Here is a 15,232-nt window from a genome sequence, read left to right as displayed (position 1 = left end):
GTGATCAGACGGTATGCACCTTGGCCTCGGCATAGGCGCGGCGGCGCTTTTCGCCGATCATCCCGGCGATCCGTCCCAACGCGATGCCGCGCATCATCAAGGTTGCAGGCAAACAGGCCCATATCGTCATCGACCAGATCATTGTCTGCGGTCCCATCAGGGCCTTGGGATCAATCCATCCCGACGTGCCCTTGATCACCGCCGGGAGCAAGAATGGCAGAATGAAGCCTAACATTACGTTAATCCGGGCATCCCGGTTCAGCCGGGTCAAAACATCGCCCTTGGTCGGGTCGAACATCGGCAGATTGACCCAAACATTGAATGCGCCATTGCCCATCGGCCAATTGCTGAGATGTACCAGCGCAAAGAAAATCAGCACCGCCAACCCGGAAATCACATACGCCACTGCGGCGGCCATACGCACATTTTCGACCACAGACGCCGGCATGTCCACTGGCAGCGTCAACAGCGCTAAACGCACCGGTGAATAGGGAAAATCGGCCAGATCACCCCCGATTCGCGCCAGCGCCGTCACGATCTGGGCCATGTCCGAAGATTGGCCCGGGGCATGCAGGATCAGGCTTAGCACCAGGATCACCGTCAAGATCGTTCCAAACCGTATCCGGTTGAACGGAGCGGCATCGCGAAATTCCAACACGGAAGGGTATTCGGTATAATATTCGAAAAACGTCATCACGGCCGCAAGCAGGGCCAACAACACCACCAAAGCGGTCGCATCGCCCGTCGTGTCTGGAAAAAACATGGACGGCATAGCGATAAGTAACGCCATGAAGAATGCACGGCTAGCCGCGCCTGTCACACGTTCAATCACAACCCGATCCCTTCAACTTGGCCGGATGCAATTCTTTGCCGCACCCTGTTTCCAACTTGATGCCGCCACGTTGGGCGGACTGCCTCATTCTCGCCCCAATCTTGCCTTGTTTGCCGCTGTGCCTCAAGCACAGTGCGTTGAAATCGCTGCAATCTCACTCACTTACAGGGCAAAGTGGTGCCGGATTGCATCATCCGGACCGCCATAATTCGCTGCCGCCCCCATATTTGGTGGCAGATCCGAAATGGATCGCAATGGGCGAAATTGGCTCTTTCGCCGTATTTCCATCGAATGCTAGCCGGAAACTCAGCAGCCAAAACGAAAAAGCCGCCCCAAGCCGGGGCGGCTATTCATTGGGTTCGAACCGGGATCAGACCCAGGGGCGATCCATCGCCATCTTGTCTTCAAAAGACTTGATCGCATCCGCCTTTTCCATCGTCAGGCCGATATCATCCAGACCATTGAGCAGGCAATGCTTCTTGAACGAATCCACTTCGAACGGAAAAACTTCGCCATCCGAGGTAGTGATTTCCTGTGCTTCCAGATCGACAGTCATCCGCGCATTGGACCCTTTTTCGGCATCCTGCATCAAGATATCGACTTGTTCCTTCGGCAGCACGATCGGCAGGATGCCGTTCTTGAAACAGTTGCTGAAGAAGATGTCGGCAAAGCTGGTCGAAATCACGCATTTGATGCCGAAATCGGCAATCGCCCAAGGCGCGTGTTCGCGCGACGACCCACAGCCGAAATTGTCACCCGCGACCAGAATCTGGGTGTCACGATATTGCGGTTTGTTCAGCACGAAATCGGGGATTTCGTTGCCGTCGCGATCATAGCGCATTTCGTCAAACAGATTCACGCCCAGACCGGATCGCTTGATCGTTTTCAGGAACACTTTGGGAATGATCATGTCAGTGTCGATATTCACCAGCGGCATAGGCGCTGCGATACCTTGGAGTTTTTCAAACTTTTCCATCGGTTGTTCTCCTTGGAACGGGTGGCGGACTGAAGCCCGCCCTACATCCGTGGTAGGCCGGACTTCAGCCCGGCACACCGTTTCACATCAACTCGCGCACATCGGTCAGATGACCGGTCAGCGCGGCAGCGGCGGCCATGGCTGGGCTGACCAGATGGGTGCGGCCCTTATAGCCCTGACGGCCTTCGAAGTTCCGGTTCGAAGTCGAAGCGCAACGCTCGCCCTCTGACAACTGGTCCGGGTTCATCGCAAGACACATCGAACAGCCCGCGAGACGCCATTCGAAACCGGCCTCTTCGAAGATATCGGCCAGACCTTCTTCTTCTGCCTGCGCTCGGACCAGACCGGACCCGGGAACGATCATCGCACGGATGCCGTCCTTGATCTTCTTGCCCTTGACCACATCGGCCACGGCGCGCAGATCTTCGATCCGGCCATTGGTGCAGGATCCGATAAACACCGTGTCGATTGAGATATCGGTCAGTTTCTGACCCGGGGTCAGACCCATATAGTCGAGCGCGCGCTTGGCCGCCTCTATCTTGCCGCCTTCGAAATCTTCCGGGCTTGGAACCACGCCAGAAATCGGCAGCACGTCTTCGGGGCTGGTGCCCCAGGTGACGACCGGTTCGATCTCTTCAGCCTTCAGCGTCACGACTTTGTCGAAATGCGCGTCGTCATCTGTGTAAAGCGTTTTCCAATAGGCCAACGCCTGTTCCCAAGCTGCCCCTTTCGGCGCGTGCGGGCGACCTTTGACATATTCGAACGTGGTTTCATCCGGTGCGATCAGACCGGCGCGAGCGCCGCCTTCGATTGCCATGTTGCAGACGGTCATGCGGCCTTCCATCGACAGATCGCGGATCGCTTCGCCACAATATTCGATGACATAACCAGTGCCGCCAGCTGTGCCGGTTTTGCCGATCACGGCCAGGGTGATGTCCTTGGCGGTCACGCCCGGCTTCAGCTTGCCGGTGATTTCCACCTTCATGTTTTTCGACTTCTTCTGGATCAGTGTCTGGGTGGCCAGAACATGTTCCACTTCCGAGGTGCCGATACCATGCGCCAACGACCCGAACGCGCCATGAGTCGCAGTATGGCTGTCGCCGCAAACTACGGTCATGCCCGGCAAGGTCCAGCCCTGTTCCGGACCGACGATATGCACGATACCCTGACGGACATCGGATACCGGATAGTAATGAATGCCAAAATCCTTGGCGTTCTTGTCCAGCGCATCAACCTGAATGCGGCTTTCTTCGTTTTCGATACCCTTCGCGCGGTCCAGCGTGGTCGGCACGTTGTGATCCGGCACAGCAATGGTCTTGTCCGGCGCATGTACATTGCGATGCGTCAGGCGCAGACCTTCGAAAGCCTGCGGGCTGGTCACTTCATGGACCAGGTGGCGATCGATATACAGCAAGCAGGTGCCGTCTTCGGCTTCATCTGCGACATGGGCGTCCCAGATTTTATCATAGAGTGTCTTCGGGGCGGTCATGGTCCTCTCCCGTGGATTGTCTTCGGAAATGATGGGCAGTGACAGGGATGGGCGCGCCTTATAGGCGGGCCAGAACAGTAAGCGTGGCGCCAAAAAACCTCCAGGGCAGGCGCGCGCGATCATCCATGTCGAAAATCCGTGTCATGCAAGGGCAGATACAGTCTCTCCCCGAGTCTGACAAGGGCCTTGCCGGATCAGACAGCCCGTGTAATCGTTTTGGCATGGATGAAAAACTGGCCGGAACCGCCCCGTCGCAAAGCACAGAAGAGCTGGTGCTCGGTCTCTGGTCGGATGTCGAACGGTTTTTCATCGGACTGCTGCGCCCCTGGAGCGGCTACCAGATCGCGATCGCGATCGGGCTGGTGATCGCCGCGTATCTGCTCAATCGCTTCCTTAATCCACGCATGCACGATTGGATGCGCAGCAAGACGCATTGGCCAAATTCACGGCTGCGGCTGCTGGTGATTTTGCGGCGACGGCTGCGGTTGGTCATTTTCGTCGCGCTGATCTGGCCGACGGTTTGGATCATGCGCGAAGTCACCTGGCCCAGCCGGTCTTATATGCTGGGCATTCTGGCGCAACTTGCCCTCGCCTGGTTGATTATCGCTATTCTGACCCGGGTGATCAGCAACACCTTTCTGCGTCAGGTGGTGCGCTATTGTGGCTGGATCTGGGTCACGCTGTCGATCCTCAACCTGACCGAAGACACCCGCCTGCTGCTGGACAGCGCCGGAATCAATCTGGGCGACACCCATTTATCGCTGTGGCTATTGCTGCAGGCCGTTGCGTCCTTGACGATATTGTTCACGCTGGCCCGGTTCCTGTCGCGCACCAGTACCGACAGAATCCGAAGCAACAAGGAAATCAGCCCCTCGATGCAGGTACTGATGGTGAAATTCCTTCAGGTTCTGCTGTATGGTGCTGCGGTTTTCATCGGTTTGCAGGCGGTCGGCTTCGACCTGACTGGCTTGGCCTTTCTGTCCGGTGCGATCGGTGTGGGGCTTGGTTTCGGGTTGCAGAAAGTCGTGTCCAACCTGGTTTCCGGCATCATCATTTTGATGGACAAATCGATCAAGCCCGGTGACGTGATTTCGCTGGGATCGACCTTTGGCTGGATCGAAGCGCTGGGCGCGCGCTATGTCAGTGTCGTCACCCGGGACGGCAAGGAATTTCTGATCCCGAACGAAGACCTGATCACCGGCCAGGTGGTGAACTGGTCGCATTCCAACGATTACGTGCGGCTTGATATCGAATTTGGTACTGCTTATGGCGATGATCCGCATCAGGTGCGCACCATCGCGATCGAAGCCGCCCTGAGCGTCGACCGGGTGCTGAGCTTCAAACCACCAGTTTGCCATATTGTCGGCTTCGGCGACAGTTCGGTGGATTACGTGCTGCGGTTCTGGATCAGAGACCCGACCGGCGGGCTGACCAATATTCGCGGCAACGTGTTTCTGGCGCTTTGGGATGCGTTTCAGGAAAATGGTATTTCTATCCCGTTCCCGCAGCGCGAAGTTACGCTGCTGCCTGGATCGCAAGTGCAGACCAAGCCGGAATAATTTTTGCGCGGTGCCTGCTTTGGGCGCGATGGGGGCGCTGCCCCCAAACCCCTGAAGTATTTCGGGCAAGATGAATACGGTTGCATCCGATTTCAAATCCCTCCAGTCAAAGCGTCAATCTTAGGCCAACAGCCGAACTATCCGACAACGATTCGGGACCGAAGCGGCGATCGAATGCAACCCCTTGAACAGGATATTGAGATTTCACATATCCAATGGTATCCTGAATATGTCCGGCGCCGGGGCTTTTACGGCGCATGAAATAAGGAGGACGATGTCCTGTCTCTTAGCCATGATGCGGCAAAAGCCGCTGAACTGGGGGCAGCCGTGACCGGCGCCCCTGCAGATGTGACAAGCGAAGACCTGCTTGCCCGTATCCTAAGCTCTCTCGACGATGACAAAGCCGAAGACATCGTGCAGATTGATCTGCGCGGTAAATCGTCGATCGGCGATTACATGGTCGTGTGTTCCGGCCGGTCCAGCCGCCAAGTCGCGGCGATGGCGGAAAAACTTGTGGAACGGTTGAAACACGACTTCAACCGCGTCAGCCGGGTCGAAGGCAAGGATACCGGCGATTGGGTATTGATCGACGCCGCCGATGTGATCGTGCATATCTTTCGGCCCGAAGTGCGCGACTTCTATCAGATCGAAAAAATGTGGCAGCCCGCTGGGGCATCGCCCACCCAGGCCTGATGCGGGTTCATATCTGCGCGGTGGGACGGATGCGTTCCGGCCCCGAACGCGCATTGATCGACGATTACCTCACCCGATTCGATCGTAGTGGTCGCGGCTTGGGCTTGGGACCTTTGACCATTCACGAAGTCGAAGACAAAAAAGGCGGCGGCATGGCTGCCGAAGCCGCGCTGCTGGAACGTGCTTTGCCGCAGGGCGCGGTGATCTGCACGATGGACGAACGGGGCAAGCTGCTCAGTTCACCCGATTTCGCCGACAAACTGGCGGGCTGGCGCGACGCCGGGCGCGGCGATCTGGCCTTTGTCATCGGTGGCGCGGACGGGATCGACCCGGCCTTGCGCGCCAACGCGGATTTTTCCCTGTCTTTCGGCAAAATGGTTTGGCCGCATATGTTGGCGCGGGCGATGCTGTGCGAACAACTGTATCGCGCGGCCTCGATTCTCGCCGGAAGCCCTTACCATCGGGTCTGAATGCTTGCCCCTTGCGGGCAGGACCCTTAGATAGCGGGTAACTTGATGAAGGGCAGCCCATGACACATCCCAAACCCGTTGTTTTGTGCATTCTCGATGGTTGGGGGCTGCGCACCGAAACCAAGGGCAATGCCCCGGCGCTGGCCAATACCCCGGTTTTCGACCGAATCATGTCGGATTGCCCGCATAATCAGCTGATCACCCACGGTCCCGATGTCGGCCTGCCCAGCGGCCAGATGGGCAATTCCGAAGTCGGCCATACCAATATCGGCGCTGGTCGTGTGGTGGCAATGGATCTGGGCCAGATCGACCTTGCGATCGAAGATGGCAGTTTCTTTTCCAGCGAGGCATTGCAGGCTTTCATTGCCAAGCTCAAAGCCTCGGGCGGCACCGCGCATCTGATGGGGTTGGTCTCCGATGGCGGCGTGCATGGTCATCTGACCCACATCATTGCCGCGATCAAGGCGATCACCGATGGTGGTGTGCCGGTTGTGCTGCATGCCATCACCGATGGCCGTGACGTGGCCCCGAAGTCGGCCTTCACCTATTTCGAGGATCTGGAAGCGGCACTGCCAGACCGGGCAAAGATCGGCACCGTGATCGGGCGTTATTTCGCGATGGACCGCGACAATCGTTGGGAACGGGTATCCGAAGCCTATGCCGCAATGATCAATGGCAAAGGCGGCCATTCCACCAGCGCCCATGCTGCTGTCGACACCGCTTATCAGCGCGAGGAAAGCGATGAATTCATCACCGCCACGGTGATCGGAGACTATCAGGGCGCCAAGGACGGTGACGGCTTCTTTTGCTTGAATTTCCGCGCCGACCGGGCGCGCGAAATCCTGCGCGCGATTGGCGAACCGGATTTCAGCGATTTCGACACCGGCCCGCGCCCCGGCTGGGCCGCCTTGTTGGGCATGGTGGAATATTCTGAACGCCATAATGCTTATATGGGAACCGTGTTTCCGTCGCGCGACATCGTCAACACGCTGGGGGCTTGGGTTGCCAAGCAGGGCAAACGGCAATTCCGTCTGGCCGAAACCGAAAAATACCCCCATGTGACCTTCTTCCTCAATGGCGGCAAGGAAGACCCGGAAATTGGCGAAGATCGCTACATGGCGCAATCGCCCAAGGTGGCCACTTACGATTTGCAGCCGGAAATGTCCGCCGCCGAGGTCACCGAACATTTCGTCGGGGCGATTAAAGACGGCTATGACCTGATCGTGACCAATTACGCCAATCCCGACATGGTCGGGCATACCGGCGATCTGAAAGCCGGGATCAAGGCCTGCGAAGCGGTGGATCAAGGATTGGGTCAGGTGATCGACGCCTTGGGAAAAGCTGGCGGCGCTATGATCGTCACTGCGGATCACGGCAATTGCGAAATGATGATCGATCCCAAAACCGGCGGGCCACATACCGCGCATACGATCAATCCGGTTCCGGTGGTTCTGGTCGGTGGACCCGAAGGCGCGAAACTGCGCCAGGGTCGATTGTCCGATCTGGCCCCGACCTTGCTGCAGCTAATGGGCCTGCCGCAGCCGCCGGAAATGACCGGGAAAAGCTTGCTGGAATGATCCGTGCCGCGCTGATCGCTTTATGTATTGGCATTGCTTTGCCTGCTTGCGCCGATCCCGATCCGGCTGCGCTGGCCGAAGCGGCGGCAAAACGGCTCGAGACAGCCGCGATGGAACTGGACCGCGCCGACAGCGCCCGCAATCGGGTCAAGGCCCTGTCGGAAACGCTGCGCGCCTACGAAGACGGGCTGGAAGCAATGCGCGAAGGGTTGCGCCGGGTGACGTTGCGCGAAGCGGAGTTAGCGCAAGTGTTGCAGGCCCGCGAAACCGAAATCGCCCAATTGCTGGGGGTTCTGCAATCGATATCGGCGACGCCTGCGCCGGTTCTGGTGCTGCATCCTGACGGCCCCACCGGCACGGCCCGATCCGGTATGCTGCTGGCCGATGTGACCCCGGCACTGAACGAACAGGCCGCACGGTTGCGGACCCAGCTGGATGAGGTTTCGACCCTTCGCAGCTTGCAGCAAAACGCCGTCGCCACGCTTGAAAAGGGGCTCGATGGGGTGCAACAGGCCCGCACCCGGCTTAGTCAGGCGGTGGCCGACCGCACCGATCTGCCGCGCCGCTTTACCGAAGATCCGGTCAAGACCGCGATCCTGATCGCGTCGACCGAAACGCTGACCGGTTTCGCCAGCGGCCTGACAGATATCGCCGACAACGAATCCCCCGGCAGCCTGCCCGACATTGCCCACCGCAAAGGTGTGCTACCCTTGCCCGTCCAAAGCGTGGTTCTGCGTCGCGCAGGCGAAGCAGACGCCACCGGCATCACCCGCCCCGGCCTGATTCTGGCGACCCGCCCGCGCGCCTTGGTCAGCACCCCGAGCGCCGCCACCATCCGCTATCAGGGCCCACTGCTTGATTACGGCAATGTGATGATCCTTGAACCCCAAGCCGGGCTTCTGTTCATTTTCGCCGGGCTGGATGTGGTCTATGGAATAACCGGTCAGGTCTTGCCCGCAGGCAGCCCGATCGGCCTGATGGGTGGCGAAGATGCCGAAATCGGCGCAATTCTGGCACAGGCCGGAAAGGGGGCTGGTGCCGAGGCGACAGAAACGCTCTATATAGAGATCAGAGAAGATAACGCGCCGGTTGATCCGGCGACGTGGTTCGTAACCGGGAAGGATAACTGAGCGATGAAGAAATTCGTCATGGCCGCCCTTGGCGGCACGCTGGCCGGGATCATTGCCACCACGCAGGTGGCCGGTCCGCTCCTGGCGCAGGAAGCGGCGAAACAGACGAATGTCTATGAACAGCTCGACCTGTTCGGCGATATTTTCGAACGCATTCGTGTCCAATATGTCGAAGAGGTGGACGAAGAAAAACTGATCGAAGCGGCGATCAACGGCATGTTGACCTCGCTTGATCCGCATTCCAGCTACCTGTCGCCCGATGACGCCGCCGATATGCGGGTGCAAACCCGCGGTCAGTTCGGCGGCCTTGGCATCGAGGTCACTCAGGAAGACGGCTTCGTCAAAGTGGTTTCGCCGATCGACGGTACCCCGGCCGACGAAGCCGGGGTCGAATCTGGCGATTTCATCACCCATGTCGATGGCGAAAGCCTGTTGGGGCTGGGCCTTGACGATGCAGTCGACCTGATGCGTGGTCCGGTGGGCAGCGAAATCATCATCACCGTAGTGCGCGACGGCACTGCGGAACCGTTCGACATCTCTATCATCCGTGACACGATCAAGCTGCGCCCGGTACGAACCCGGACCGAAGGCAACACCGTTGTGCTGCGCGTTACCACCTTCAATGACCAGACCTATCCCGGCGTCGAAGAAGAGCTGAAAAAGGCGGTCGAAGATCTTGGTGGCATGGATAAGGTCAACGGCATCGTGCTGGACCTGCGCAACAATCCCGGCGGGTTGCTGACTCAGGCAATTCAGGTTTCTGATGCTTTCCTCGACAGCGGTGAAATCGTGTCGACCCGTGGCCGCAACCCGGCCGATGGCGACCGTTATAACGCCGCCCCCGGCGATCTGGCGATGGGCAAACCGATGGTGGTGCTGATCAATGGTGGCTCCGCTTCGGCTTCGGAAATCGTGGCCGGTGCGCTCAAGGATCATCACCGTGCTATCGTTGTCGGCACCAAAAGTTTCGGCAAGGGGTCGGTGCAGACCGTAATGCCGCTGCGCGGTGACGGTGCGATGCGGCTGACCACGGCGCGCTATTACACCCCGTCAGGCCGGTCGATCCAGAATCTGGGTGTGTCCCCCGATATCGTGGTGGCACAACCGCGCCGGACCCCCGATGCCGAAGCCGAAGACCAAAGCGCGGCCCGCCGCACCCGGTCCGAAGCCGATCTTCGTGGCAGCCTCAGCAATGACAGTCTGAGCGAAGACGAGATCAAGCAAATCGAGGACGAACGCGCCAAGGCTGATGAAGCCGCCAAATTGCGGGAAGAAGATTACCAACTCGCCTATGCGATTGATTTGCTCAAGGGCCTGTCTGCCATCGCTGATCAGAACTGATCGCCGGTGCGTTTACTGCGACTGCGACTGCGAACCGCCTCCGCAAATCCCTTGCGGGGGCGTTTTTATTTCCCGGCGGCGGCCTTTCCCAGTGCTACGAAGCAGGGTAATATCGCGCCGAAAATGCAAGTATCAAGGCTTCTGTAATGACCCCCGAAGACATCGCTCAATTGCCCTATCGTCACTGTGTCGGCGTCATGCTGGCCAATCGTGATGGCCAAGTTTTCGTTGGCCAGAGAATCGATACACCATCGGCAGCTTGGCAGATGCCCCAAGGTGGCATCGACAAGGGCGAAACCCCACGCGACGCGGCGCTGCGCGAACTTTGGGAAGAAACCGGCGTTACTGCCGATTTGGTTAAGGTCGAAGCGGAAACCGAAAACTGGCTGACTTATGATCTGCCGCATGATCTGGTGCCGAAAATCTGGAAGGGCCGATATCGCGGGCAGCAGCAGAAATGGTTCCTTACCCGGTTTCAGGGCCGCGACGCGGATGTAGATATTGCCACCGAACACCCGGAATTTTCCCGCTGGCGCTGGCTGTCTCCCGACGAACTGGTCGACAATATCGTACCGTTCAAACGCGAAGTCTATACCGAGGTCCTGAAGGCCTTCCGCGCGCGGATTTGACTTTCATCTTGGCCTGAATACTCTCTCCGAAGGCGCAGATACGTAACGCACGGCCTGCGGCGTGGACCCGACATTGCAACGGGTGCCACGCATACGCGCCGCCGCTTTCAGGATTCGCAGAACCCGGCGGCGGGGCGAATAGACCCGGTTTCGATCCCGCGCCAGTTCCGGATCGGCGCATTCATCCGTTTCAAAGTCGCCGGATGTTTCGGATCAAGCAACCCAAGCTTGACCAGGATCGCCGTGATGGCGCATTCCGCCCCGCGCGTGGTGCCATCGACGATCTTCAACGCGATTCCCAGTTTGCGTTCCGGTACAATGGCGATGAAAAACGCCTCCGCCCCGGTTTTCAGCGCTACACGGCCCTGCGTCGCGCGCATCAATTCGGTGCAGGCCCGACCTTCTCCGGCCACCAGTTCGGGATAGGACACCATCGCCTGACGCAATCGCTGTGCGGCTGCCGCCCGCTGACCTTGTCCAGCATCGGCGGCGGCAAAAAATGCCATGGCGCGCGCCATGCCGTGCAGGCTGGATGCGTGGTTCGGGGCCGAACAGCCGTCAATCGCAAACCCGGCACTGGTTTCGTCGGCGACGTCTTCGAACGCCTCCAGGATGGCCTGCTGCACCGGATGGTCGATATCGACATATTCCGGGCCTGCGCCCAGATGCCGGGCCAGGGTCAGAAACCCGGTATGTTTGCCTGAACAATTATTGTGAATCTGACACGGCGCTTCCCCCGCGCGGATCAATTGGTTGCGAATCTCGGTATCGCGCGGCTGCTGCGGACCGCAACGGAAATCATCGTCAGTGCAGCCGATATGATCCAGCCATGCCTGCACCCGATCGATATGGATCGCCGCCGCATTATGCGACGCGCAAGCCAACGCTAGATGTTCTTCGGTCAGTCCGGCCTTATCCGCAGCCCCGCTTTCCACCAGCGGCAGCGCCTGGATCATCTTCGACGACGACCGCGGCAGGACCACCGCTTCCGGATCGCCCCAGGCTTCCACGATCTGGCCGGTGTCGTCGCAGATCACCGCATGACCCAGGTGGACGTTTTCGAGAAACTCGCCGCGCCAGATTTCTGCCATCGGGATTGGGTTTGTCATTCTTTGCCTCACTTCAACTCTGTGCGATTTTCCGCCAATGGCCCTTTCGTTGCTGGCGGCTTTTGGGCTAATGTATCATTGTTGAGCACAAATTGCGCATTTCGCACAAAACGTCGTTGCAAGGCGGGCGAAAGGCAAGCAGAGATTGAGGCAAAGACAGCTGGAGGCTGAATCGGATGTTTTCACGTTTTCTTCGCGGCATGGCCGGGACCATCTTGGTACTGGCGGCCACGGGTGCATGGGCGCAGCAAACGAGCGACAATCAGGTTGCTGCCAAAACCGACTGGAGCGTCTTCGAAGAAAGCAATCCGCATGAGTGCTGGGCGGTGTCGTCGCCCAAGGAAACGGTCAACACCAAGGATGGACGCGTGGTGGCCGTGCGGCGCAGCGACATATTGTTGATGGCGTTCTTCCGTCCTGGGGCGGGGGTCAGCGGTCAGATCACCTTTACCGGTGGTTATCCTTTCGCACCGGGATCGAACGTCAACCTGACGATTGATGACAGCAGTTTCGAACTGTTCACCGAAGGCGAATGGGCTTGGCCGGCAACCCCTGCCGACGATTCCAAGATCATCACCGCAATGAAACGTGGCCAGTCGGCGGTCCTGTCCGCCCGGTCCGCGCGCGGAACCCTCACCAAGGATACGTTTTCATTGCTGGGGTTCACCGCCGCAGTGGAAGATGCGGATAAACGCTGCAAGTAACGCGTGATCGCAGAACCGGACATGGCGGCCCTTGAGGGGCCGCTTTTTCGTGTCAAACATATCTTTTGGCATTGTGCAGCGAATCCTATATGAAACGCATTCACCCTCAATAGGACTGTGAAAATGGCGGCTGACGCACCGATCACCCAGGATGTAATGACGATCCCCCGGAAAATGCCCGAGGGACCGGTCAACATTGTCGGCTTGACCCGCGACAAGCTGCGCGAGGCGCTGATCGCCATCGGTACACCGGAAAAACAGGCCAAGATGCGGGTGAACCAGATCTGGCAATGGATCTATCAATGGGGCGTGCGGGATTTTTCCGAGATGACCAATCTGGCCAAGGCCTACCGCGCCCAACTGGCGGATCACTTCGTTATCGAAATTCCCGAACTTGTGTCAAAACAGGTTAGCGCCGACGGGACCCGGAAATATCTTGTCCGCATTGCAGGCGGGCACGAGGTCGAAGTGGTTTATATTCCTGAAACCGATCGCGGTACGCTATGCGTCAGCTCCCAGGTTGGTTGCACCCTGACCTGCTCTTTCTGTCATACCGGCACACAGAAATTGGTACGCAACCTGACGGCGGGTGAAATCGTCGGTCAGATCATGATGGCGCGCGACGATCTGGATGAATGGCCGCAGCCGGGGGTTGGCACCGGTGATGCGGGTCCGCGCCTGTTGTCAAACGTCGTACTGATGGGCATGGGCGAGCCGCTTTATAATTTCGATAATGTCCGCGATGCGATGAAAATCGCAATGGATGGTGAAGGTATTTCCCTGTCGCGCCGCCGCATTACCCTGTCGACATCGGGCGTGGTTCCCGAGATTGCCAAATGCGCCGAAGAAATCGGTTGTCTTTTGGCGGTGTCGTTCCACGCCACCACGGACGAGGTGCGCGACAAACTGGTACCGATCAACAAACGCTGGAATATCGAAACCCTTCTGGACACATTGCGGGCCTATCCCAAGCTGTCGAACAGCGAACGCATCACCTTTGAATATGTGATGCTGAAAGGCGTGAATGACAGCGACGAAGACGCCCGTCGATTGGTCCGTTTGATTCAGGGCATTCCGGCCAAGATCAACCTTATTCCGTTCAACGAATGGCCCGGATCTCCCTATCAGCGCAGCGATTGGCAGCGGATCGAAAAATTCGCCGACGTTATTTATAAGGCGGGGTATGCCAGCCCGATCCGTACACCGCGCGGCGAAGATATCATGGCCGCCTGTGGCCAGCTGAAATCTGCCACCGAACGGGCACGCAAATCCCGCGCCCAGATCGCAGCCGAAGCAGGCCTTGCCGATCAGTCCTGAACGTCTGGCCCTTGCGGACTAGGGTCTGGATATTCGGCATCGCAACAATTGTCCGATTAAAAGGTGATTGTGTAAAATTTTCATACAATTACCCTTTTCCCGTTCTGTTTCGGCCTTAGTCGACTGGCATCAATCCTGCAGGAATTAATTTAGCAGGAGGTTCTGCCATGTTTATCAACGAAATGACTTCCCCCGCCGCCGGAAATGACGATGTGCTGGCTTTGCTGCGCTCGGAACGTGAAAAATCGGTTTCTGTGCGCGAATGGAAACACCGCTTGGTCGGCTATGGCTATGCCGTCAAAAACACCGACCACGGCGATGTATTGGCCAAGTTCGGGTCGCAGGAAGAAATTTGTGAAATCCCGGTCGAACTGCTGCACTAACGCGCGATTTGGGTGCGCTGCAGCCAAGCCAGAAACCCGGTGCGCCTAGCGCCCCGGTATGAATTCGCGCTTGGTTCCGGCATATTCCCAGGTTGAAATCGCCTCGACCGCCTGTTCTGCGGTTTCGACAAAGCGGAACAGGTCCAGATCGTCGGGTGAAATCGTGCCCGCCTCTTTCAGCGCTTCCCAGTTGATGATGCGGCGCCAGAAGCTTTCGCCGAACAACAAAAACGGCACCCGTTCCATGCGGCCGGTCTGAATCAATGTCAGGCTTTCGAACATTTCGTCCAGCGTTCCAAACCCGCCGGGAAAGATGCAGACCGCTTTGGCGCGCATCAGGAAATGCATTTTTCGAATGGCGAAATAGTGGAAGTTGAAACATAGGTCCGGTGTCACATATTCGTTCGGCGCCTGTTCGTGCGGCAATACGATATTCAACCCGATTGAAATCCCGCCCGCTTCGGACGCACCTTGATTGCCCGCCTCCATCACGCCGGGTCCGCCGCCGGTGCAGATGATGAATTCGTGGCCATCGGTTTCCAGACCCTTCAGCGTCATCAGACGGGAAAATTTCCGAGCTTCGTCATAATACTTGCTGAGATCCGCCAAGGTTTCGGTCTGTGCCTTGTGTTTGTTTTCCGGGCTGGGAATGCGTGCCCCGCCGAACAGAACGACCGTGCTTTTTACACCGTATTCATCCATCAGCATTTGTGGTTTCAGCAATTCCAGTTGCAACCGCACCGGGCGCAATTCATCCCGGCACAAGAACGCATCATCGTTGAAAGCCAGTTTGTAGGACGGAGCCCGCGTTTGCTTCGTATCGGGCACGTCGTGGGCTGTTGTGACATCCGCATGGGCATCACGGAACGGGCTGCGGCGGTCATCGTTCATAAATCGAAATCCTCACTTGGTCTTTGTATCAGTCCTAATCCGAAAAGGAGGCTGACGCCAGCGACGGCAATGCCCGGTCTATCCGGATACTTGGGTTAGATTCAGGTTGTGAACTTGTGTAGGAAAAATTAT

At 58.0% G+C, this 15,232-nt stretch carries 15 protein-coding genes; 10 read left to right on the top strand and 5 right to left on the bottom strand.

Annotated features, from left to right (window positions below):
* Positions 1-4: 4 nt before the first annotated feature.
* The 3 genes from TG4357_RS07245 to leuC form a co-directional block, all read right to left on the bottom strand.
* The gene (locus TG4357_RS07245) at positions 5-790 is read right to left on the bottom strand and encodes a hypothetical protein (RefSeq protein WP_233487442.1); all 786 of its coding nucleotides are present in this window, start codon (positions 788-790) and stop codon (positions 5-7) included.
* A 412-nt stretch (positions 791-1,202) separates the two neighbouring features.
* The gene (gene leuD, locus TG4357_RS07240; protein ID WP_058262184.1) at positions 1,203-1,808 is read right to left on the bottom strand and encodes a 3-isopropylmalate dehydratase small subunit; all 606 of its coding nucleotides are present in this window, start codon (positions 1,806-1,808) and stop codon (positions 1,203-1,205) included.
* Between the two features lie 82 nt (positions 1,809-1,890).
* Positions 1,891-3,297: a 3-isopropylmalate dehydratase large subunit gene (gene leuC / locus TG4357_RS07235; RefSeq protein ID WP_058262183.1), complete on the bottom strand. Its 1,407-nt coding sequence runs from the start codon at positions 3,295-3,297 to the stop codon at positions 1,891-1,893.
* Positions 3,298-3,518: 221 nt separating this feature from the next.
* Here leuC and TG4357_RS07230 point away from each other — a divergent pair, with 221 nt between their 5' ends.
* The 7 genes from TG4357_RS07230 (at position 3,519) to TG4357_RS07200 (ending at position 10,696) form a co-directional block, all read left to right on the top strand.
* Positions 3,519-4,856 (top strand): mechanosensitive ion channel family protein, encoded by a 1,338-nt coding sequence (locus TG4357_RS07230; RefSeq protein WP_058262182.1) that lies wholly within the window; start codon positions 3,519-3,521, stop codon positions 4,854-4,856.
* A 327-nt stretch (positions 4,857-5,183) separates the two neighbouring features.
* Entirely contained in the window at positions 5,184-5,549 is a 366-nt protein-coding gene (rsfS, locus tag TG4357_RS07225; RefSeq protein ID WP_058262181.1) for a ribosome silencing factor, read from the top strand.
* The gene (gene rlmH / locus TG4357_RS07220; RefSeq protein ID WP_058262180.1) at positions 5,549-6,019 is read left to right on the top strand and encodes a 23S rRNA (pseudouridine(1915)-N(3))-methyltransferase RlmH; all 471 of its coding nucleotides are present in this window, start codon (positions 5,549-5,551) and stop codon (positions 6,017-6,019) included. Before rsfS ends, rlmH begins: the two co-directional genes overlap by 1 nt.
* Before the next feature lie 59 nt (positions 6,020-6,078).
* A complete protein-coding gene (gene gpmI / locus TG4357_RS07215) occupies positions 6,079-7,596 on the top strand; it encodes a 2,3-bisphosphoglycerate-independent phosphoglycerate mutase (RefSeq protein WP_058262179.1) in 1,518 nt (505 codons plus the stop codon).
* On the top strand, positions 7,593-8,726 hold the full coding sequence (locus tag TG4357_RS07210) for a murein hydrolase activator EnvC family protein (protein ID WP_058262178.1): 1,134 nt from the start codon (positions 7,593-7,595) through the stop codon (positions 8,724-8,726). The genes gpmI and TG4357_RS07210 overlap by 4 nt, the downstream gene beginning before the upstream one ends.
* A gap of 3 nt (positions 8,727-8,729) precedes the next feature.
* Positions 8,730-10,067 (top strand): S41 family peptidase, encoded by a 1,338-nt coding sequence (locus TG4357_RS07205; RefSeq protein ID WP_058262177.1) that lies wholly within the window; start codon positions 8,730-8,732, stop codon positions 10,065-10,067.
* 146 nt (positions 10,068-10,213) lie between these two features.
* The gene (locus TG4357_RS07200) at positions 10,214-10,696 is read left to right on the top strand and encodes an RNA pyrophosphohydrolase (RefSeq protein WP_058262176.1); all 483 of its coding nucleotides are present in this window, start codon (positions 10,214-10,216) and stop codon (positions 10,694-10,696) included.
* Positions 10,697-10,803: 107 nt separating this feature from the next.
* Here the strand turns inward: TG4357_RS07200 and TG4357_RS07195 are convergent, their stop codons facing one another.
* A complete protein-coding gene (locus tag TG4357_RS07195) occupies positions 10,804-11,805 on the bottom strand; it encodes an asparaginase (RefSeq protein ID WP_058262175.1) in 1,002 nt (333 codons plus the stop codon).
* Between the two features lie 176 nt (positions 11,806-11,981).
* Here TG4357_RS07195 and TG4357_RS07190 point away from each other — a divergent pair, with 176 nt between their 5' ends.
* The 3 genes from TG4357_RS07190 to TG4357_RS07180 all read left to right on the top strand — a co-directional run bounded on the left by TG4357_RS07190 (position 11,982) and on the right by TG4357_RS07180 (position 14,209).
* Positions 11,982-12,509, top strand: coding sequence for an invasion associated locus B family protein (locus tag TG4357_RS07190; protein WP_139193576.1), 528 nt, complete (start codon positions 11,982-11,984; stop codon positions 12,507-12,509).
* Between the two features lie 123 nt (positions 12,510-12,632).
* Positions 12,633-13,826: a dual-specificity RNA methyltransferase RlmN gene (gene rlmN, locus TG4357_RS07185; RefSeq protein ID WP_058262174.1), complete on the top strand. Its 1,194-nt coding sequence runs from the start codon at positions 12,633-12,635 to the stop codon at positions 13,824-13,826.
* A 167-nt stretch (positions 13,827-13,993) separates the two neighbouring features.
* Positions 13,994-14,209 (top strand): hypothetical protein, encoded by a 216-nt coding sequence (locus TG4357_RS07180; RefSeq protein WP_233487441.1) that lies wholly within the window; start codon positions 13,994-13,996, stop codon positions 14,207-14,209.
* A 45-nt stretch (positions 14,210-14,254) separates the two neighbouring features.
* Here TG4357_RS07180 and TG4357_RS07175 read toward each other — a convergent pair whose 3' ends face one another.
* Entirely contained in the window at positions 14,255-15,100 is an 846-nt protein-coding gene (locus TG4357_RS07175) for an LOG family protein (RefSeq protein WP_058262173.1), read from the bottom strand.
* Positions 15,101-15,232 lie beyond the last annotated feature (132 nt).

Origin of the sequence: Thalassovita gelatinovora, assembly GCF_001458355.1 — a bacterium.
In the GTDB taxonomy this organism is placed as follows: domain Bacteria; phylum Pseudomonadota; class Alphaproteobacteria; order Rhodobacterales; family Rhodobacteraceae; genus Thalassobius; species Thalassobius gelatinovorus.
Note: the sequence above shows the minus strand (reverse complement) of the source record. Positions and strands in the feature narration are given on the sequence as shown.

Coding starts and splice junctions, on each gene's coding strand:
- TG4357_RS07190 (WP_139193576.1), top strand. CDS start 11,982: ATGTTTTCACGTTTTCTTCGCGGCATGGCCGGGACCATCTTGGTACTG.
- TG4357_RS07175 (WP_058262173.1), bottom strand. CDS start 15,100: ATGAACGATGACCGCCGCAGCCCGTTCCGTGATGCCCATGCGGATGTC.
- TG4357_RS07210 (WP_058262178.1), top strand. CDS start 7,593: ATGATCCGTGCCGCGCTGATCGCTTTATGTATTGGCATTGCTTTGCCT.
- TG4357_RS07200 (WP_058262176.1), top strand. CDS start 10,214: ATGACCCCCGAAGACATCGCTCAATTGCCCTATCGTCACTGTGTCGGC.
- TG4357_RS07230 (WP_058262182.1), top strand. CDS start 3,519: ATGGATGAAAAACTGGCCGGAACCGCCCCGTCGCAAAGCACAGAAGAG.
- TG4357_RS07180 (WP_233487441.1), top strand. CDS start 13,994: ATGTTTATCAACGAAATGACTTCCCCCGCCGCCGGAAATGACGATGTG.
- rlmH (WP_058262180.1), top strand. CDS start 5,549: ATGCGGGTTCATATCTGCGCGGTGGGACGGATGCGTTCCGGCCCCGAA.
- leuD (WP_058262184.1), bottom strand. CDS start 1,808: ATGGAAAAGTTTGAAAAACTCCAAGGTATCGCAGCGCCTATGCCGCTG.
- TG4357_RS07205 (WP_058262177.1), top strand. CDS start 8,730: ATGAAGAAATTCGTCATGGCCGCCCTTGGCGGCACGCTGGCCGGGATC.
- leuC (WP_058262183.1), bottom strand. CDS start 3,297: ATGACCGCCCCGAAGACACTCTATGATAAAATCTGGGACGCCCATGTC.
- gpmI (WP_058262179.1), top strand. CDS start 6,079: ATGACACATCCCAAACCCGTTGTTTTGTGCATTCTCGATGGTTGGGGG.
- rlmN (WP_058262174.1), top strand. CDS start 12,633: ATGGCGGCTGACGCACCGATCACCCAGGATGTAATGACGATCCCCCGG.
- TG4357_RS07245 (WP_233487442.1), bottom strand. CDS start 790: ATGGCGTTACTTATCGCTATGCCGTCCATGTTTTTTCCAGACACGACG.
- TG4357_RS07195 (WP_058262175.1), bottom strand. CDS start 11,805: ATGACAAACCCAATCCCGATGGCAGAAATCTGGCGCGGCGAGTTTCTC.